The sequence below is a fragment of the Paenibacillus sp. P4_A7 genome (assembly GCF_056402455.1).
Genome location: NZ_JBFUHJ010000425.1, coordinates 1 through 4,891, shown reverse-complemented (window position 1 = coordinate 4,891; position 4,891 = coordinate 1). Strand labels below are relative to the sequence as shown.

Annotated in this window: 5 protein-coding genes; all 5 read right to left on the bottom strand. The window is 45.2% G+C overall.

The window, feature by feature from the left end:
* Positions 1-198: 198 nt before the first annotated feature.
* A complete protein-coding gene (dapA, locus tag AC1DWN_RS27995) occupies positions 199-1,074 on the bottom strand; it encodes a 4-hydroxy-tetrahydrodipicolinate synthase (protein WP_477562162.1) in 876 nt (291 codons plus the stop codon).
* A gap of 64 nt (positions 1,075-1,138) precedes the next feature.
* Positions 1,139-2,353 carry an aspartate kinase gene (gene dapG / locus AC1DWN_RS27990; protein ID WP_477562161.1) on the bottom strand — a complete coding sequence of 405 codons (1,215 nt, stop codon included), beginning with the start codon at positions 2,351-2,353 and terminating at the stop codon, positions 1,139-1,141.
* Positions 2,354-2,414: 61 nt separating this feature from the next.
* On the bottom strand, positions 2,415-3,449 hold the full coding sequence (locus AC1DWN_RS27985; protein WP_477562160.1) for an aspartate-semialdehyde dehydrogenase: 1,035 nt from the start codon (positions 3,447-3,449) through the stop codon (positions 2,415-2,417).
* Between the two features lie 27 nt (positions 3,450-3,476).
* Complete coding sequence (locus AC1DWN_RS27980; RefSeq protein ID WP_477562159.1) at positions 3,477-4,067, bottom strand: dipicolinate synthase subunit B; 591 nt, start codon at positions 4,065-4,067, stop codon at positions 3,477-3,479.
* Positions 4,064-4,891 (bottom strand): dipicolinate synthase subunit DpsA (dpsA, locus tag AC1DWN_RS27975; protein ID WP_477562158.1); only part of this gene is annotated, 828 nt, incomplete at its 5' end. The genes dpsA and AC1DWN_RS27980, both read right to left, overlap by 4 nt.

Below are 4,891 nucleotides of genomic sequence, written 5' to 3'. Positions count from 1 at the left end.
GACCTCTTATCCACAGATGCCCCACTGACGAATTATACACTTCCAACTAAATGCCGTACTTAGTCACATGAGAACATTATACATGAAGAAAAACAAGGAATACAAGTGAAACTGATTAAAGCTTACTAACAAAGATCATTTCCAAAAAAATAAAACCGATGCTGGATGCACCGGCTGCAAGCAACGAAAGACATTTATTTACAAAATCAACTTGCGTAGAAATTCACTTTCTGCCTCAGTTACTGTAACAAGCGGCAATCTTACTCCACCGACAGGCAAACCCTTTAAGCCCATTGCATATTTAACTGCAACAGGATTTGGTACTGGATGCGGGCAACCAAACAATCCTTTGAAAATAGGATGACATTCACCATTCAAGCGCGCCGCTTCTTGCACGTTGCCTTCGACGTAAGCCGTAATCATCTGCTTCATCTCGGCTCCAATAATATGGCTGGACACACTTACGATACCATACGCACCCACTGATAACGCTGGAAGCGTTGCACTATCATCGCCGCTATATACTTTAAAACCTGCTGGCGCAGCACTAATAATTTGTGTTAGTTGATCCGTGGAGGCACAGTCTTTCGTCGCCACAATATTTGGGATCTTTGCTAAGCGAAGTGTTGTGTCAACTGAAAGATTTACTCCCGTACGACCTTCAACGTTATAAAGGAAAACAGGCAATGCAGTTGTTTCTGCGACAGCCTTGAAGTGCTGATAAAGCCCTTCTTGGCTTGGACGATTATAGTAAGGTACAACAAGCAAAATACCATCAACACCAGCTGCTTCAGCATCTTTAGTCAAATAGATGGAATGGGCCGTGTTATTGCTACCCGTACCGGCAATAATTTTGCAACGACCATCCGCATGCTTTACTGCAAAGCGAAACAGTTCGACCTTCTCTTCATCCGAGAGCGTAGGTGACTCGCCTGTTGTGCCGGAAACGACTAGACTATCACTTTGCTGATCCTCAATTAAGTAATCAATCAAACGGCCTGTAGTTGGCCAGTCGATCTGACCATCCGCATCAAATGGGGTTACCATTGCGGTAATTAATCTTCCAAATTCCATCTAGACTCCTCCTAAAAGTTTTGCAAGACAAAAAATACATCATTGCGTTATTTTAATAGATAATTTATCGATGAAGCTCGAATTTCGCGTGAAGAGCACGCAGCGCTTCTGCCATAACTGCTTCACTTACTAGCACCCAAATTGTTGTGTTTGAATCTGCGGACTGCATAATCGAGATTTCCTGCTCGGTCAGCGCTTCCACAATACGTGCCATTACACCAGGCTCGCCATTCATACCGCCACCGATGACGGAAACTTTCGCGCAGCCGTTAATTGCCAAAGGCGTATATCCACCTTCATTCAACACTTGAACGGCTCTATCTGCATCGCGATCAAAAACGGTATAAACTGCACCGCTTGGTGTCACATTTATAAAATCAACACTAATACGATGCTTCGCCATTGCTTGAAAAACCTGTAATTGAACGTCATTTCGCCCTTCGATTGCTTTCACCGAAATTTGAGTTAATCCAGACACATGTGCTATGCCCGTTACATGACGATCCTTCACAGAAAGATCAGCCTTTAATTCAGACGAATCCGTTACTAGCGTACCTGTATCCGTTGTAAAGGTTGAACGTACCCGCAGCGGTATACGTGCTTGCTGTGCAATTTCAACAGCACGCGGATGAATAACCTTTGCTCCTTGCCTAGCCATATTGCATATTTCAGCATAGCTGACAACAAGCAATGGTTTTGCTTCTTCAACAATACGAGGATCCGCGGTTAGTATCCCATTGACATCCGTGTATATATCGACCATTTCCGCCCGGAGAGCCGCACCTAAAGCAGTTGCGGAAGTATCACTTCCACCGCGTCCAAGCGTAGTGGTATCCCCATGTTCCGTGCTTCCTTGAAAGCCCGTTACGATGACCACATCGCCTGAATGTAATCGATTTAATATTTTGTCAGGACGAATTTCCTTAATGCGTGCGTGCCCGTATTGTTCATCTGTAAGCACACCCGCCTGTCCGCCAGTTAACACTGTAGCAGGGATGCCGCTTGCACAGAGTAAACTGCATAAAGCGGCTGCAGAAATAATCTCTCCGCAGCCTAGCAGCATATCTTGCTCACGAGCGGGAAGTCGATCCCCATTGTCACGGATCAATTGCAGCAGTGTGTCTGTTGCATACGGTTCACCTTTTCGTCCCATAGCTGATACAACTACAACGACTGCAAAACCGCTATTCCGTTCTCTGCTTATATGCTGAATAACATGCTCTCTCGCATAGTCGGTTGATAGTGAGGTACCCCCGAATTTTTGGATCAGGATACGCATATGTTTATCCTCCGTAATCGACCATAGGAAGACGCTGCCTATTACCCTTCACTTAATACGTTTAACCTTTTACGATGTATTCTGCGATTTGAACGGCATTCCATGCTGCGCCTTTGAGCAGGTTATCGGAGACAATCCACATATTAAGTCCGCGCTCGTGCCCTAAATCGCGTCTCAAGCGACCTACGAAAACATCCGGCTTATCGGCTGCATCAGTCGCAAGCGGGTATTGCTGATTTGCTGGATCATCAACGAGCGTAATGCCCGGTGCATCTGCCAACATCTGCTTAACATCTTCCAAATCGTAGTTGTTTTTAAGTTCAACGTACACAGATTCTGAATGTCCATAAACAACAGGAATACGCACACAAGTAGCCGTAACCTGAATAGACTCATCATCCATGATTTTTTTCGTTTCTAGAACCATTTTCATTTCTTCTAGTGTGTAACCATTGTCTTGAAATTTATCGATTTGAGGAATCGCATTAAAAGCAATTTGATGCTTCACTGGCAACCCGCCCACCGGCAAAATATCAGGATTAACAGGTTCACCATCCAACGCTGCTTTAGTTTGACGCAGCATTTCATCGATAGCTCGGCTGCCAGCGCCGGATACGGCTTGGTAAGTTGATACGATAATTCGAGAAATGCCATACTTATCTTTAAGAGGCTTAAGAGCCACAACCATTTGTATAGTCGAACAGTTCGGATTTGCAATAAGGCCTTTGTGTTCCTTAACCTTCTCGATGTTCACCTCAGGTACTATAAGCGGTGTATTCACATCCATCCGGTAGGCATTCGTATTATCGATACACACGGTTCCATGTTTAATGGCATGAGGAGCTAAAGCTTTCGTAACATCTCCGCCTGCGCTAAATAAAGCAATATCCACACCTATAAAGCTATCTGGGGTTGCTTCCTCAACCGTTAGTTCATGCCCTTTAAAAATTAGCGTTGTGCCTGCCGAACGCGCAGACGATAATAGCTTAAGATTTTGAATCGGGAAGTTTCTTGACTCGAGTAATTTTAGTATTTGTTCTCCTACTGCGCCTGTTGCTCCAACTACTGCAACATTAAACAATTTCTGATTCGACATCTGCTGTCGTCTCCCCTCTTGCGCGTGTCAGTTATGACGTTCGACAAGCAGAGGCTGTAGCTGTTTTCCCTGAAGGGCTGCTTCGCATGCTTCCAAGACTAAATCCATTCTGGCAACAAGTGAATTAGGCTTCTGCACAGGGTTATCTTGGCCGAACGGGACGAAATAAATATGTTTAGCCACTAGAAGCTTCGCTATATTAGCAGCATTTAAACCAAGACCATCATTTGTTGATATGGCAAGCACGAGAGGACGACCGTTACGCATTTGCGCTTTGGCAGCCATAAGTACCGCGCTATCGGTTATAGCATTTGCTAGTCTGCTTGTTGTATTTCCTGTGCATGGAGCGATTACTAGAACATCGAGCAATTTAGATGGACCTAGAGGTTCCGCCTGCACGATCGTTGAAATAAGCTCATTTCCCGTTATTTCCTTTAATTGAGTCTGCCAATCTTCGGATTTACCAAACCTAGTATCCGTAGTCATAAGCGTATTCGATACAATCGGCACTACATTCGCACCCGCATCGACGAACCGCTTAATTTCAGGCATGACTTCCGCAAACGTACAATGTGAGCCGGACAAAGCATACCCTACCGTTATCCCAGACCAATTCATATCCCATTCCCCCGCTTAATCGTATCGTCCAAAATCAACTGTGATAAGCAATCCGCTATGATACGTCCAGCAGTTTTGGGTGCAACGATACCGGGTAGTCCGGGTGCAAGCATCGCTTTAATTCCCCGCTTCTCGGCAAAGCGGAAATCCGTTCCACCGGGCTTAGATGCGAGGTCGATTATTACGGCCCGCGAAGGTAAATTTGCGATAATTTGTGCTGTGACTATCATAGTCGGAATTGTATTAAAAAGCAAGTCAATATTGCTCACATGATGCAACAAACCACTGATGTAGAAAGGCTCGAACCCCATTTCAGTAGCACGCGCAAAGTGCTCTGAACGTCGTACTCCAACCTTCACCTTTGACCCTAAACCTTGAAGTGTTCGTGCCATTGTAAATCCTGTTCGACCAAATCCAAGCACCATCGAAGAAGAACCGTGAATCGTAATATCAGTATTCTGAATGGCCATCATAAGTGCACCTTCCGCTGTCGGAATGGAATTGTAAATGGCCACATCATCACGTTCAAACAGTTCGACGAGCGATAAACCGTTCTGTTCGCAAAGCTGTCGTAAATAAGGCTTCGCCATACCCGTATAGACTGTGCAGTGCTTAGGCAGCTTTGCAAAATGAGCATCAGTCACTTTCATTAAACGATCGCTAAACACAGCATGAATAAGCCCCGTATCATCCGTTCCTACCACAGGCAGCAGCAGCGCATCTGCGTTTTCGAACAGCTGCTCTTCAAACTCCGCTTGCACAGCGCCGTCCAACGACGAATGTAAGCCGTCAAATCCAGATATCGTAACTGAAGCATCCAGTTC

Bases quoted from the DNA above. Each gene is read 5' to 3' on its own strand.
- dapA (WP_477562162.1), bottom strand. From the start codon at position 1,074: ATGGAATTTGGAAGATTAATTACCGCAATGGTAACCCCATTTGATGCG.
- dapG (WP_477562161.1), bottom strand. From the start codon at position 2,353: ATGCGTATCCTGATCCAAAAATTCGGGGGTACCTCACTATCAACCGAC.
- AC1DWN_RS27985 (WP_477562160.1), bottom strand. From the start codon at position 3,449: ATGTCGAATCAGAAATTGTTTAATGTTGCAGTAGTTGGAGCAACAGGC.
- AC1DWN_RS27980 (WP_477562159.1), bottom strand. From the start codon at position 4,067: ATGAATTGGTCTGGGATAACGGTAGGGTATGCTTTGTCCGGCTCACAT.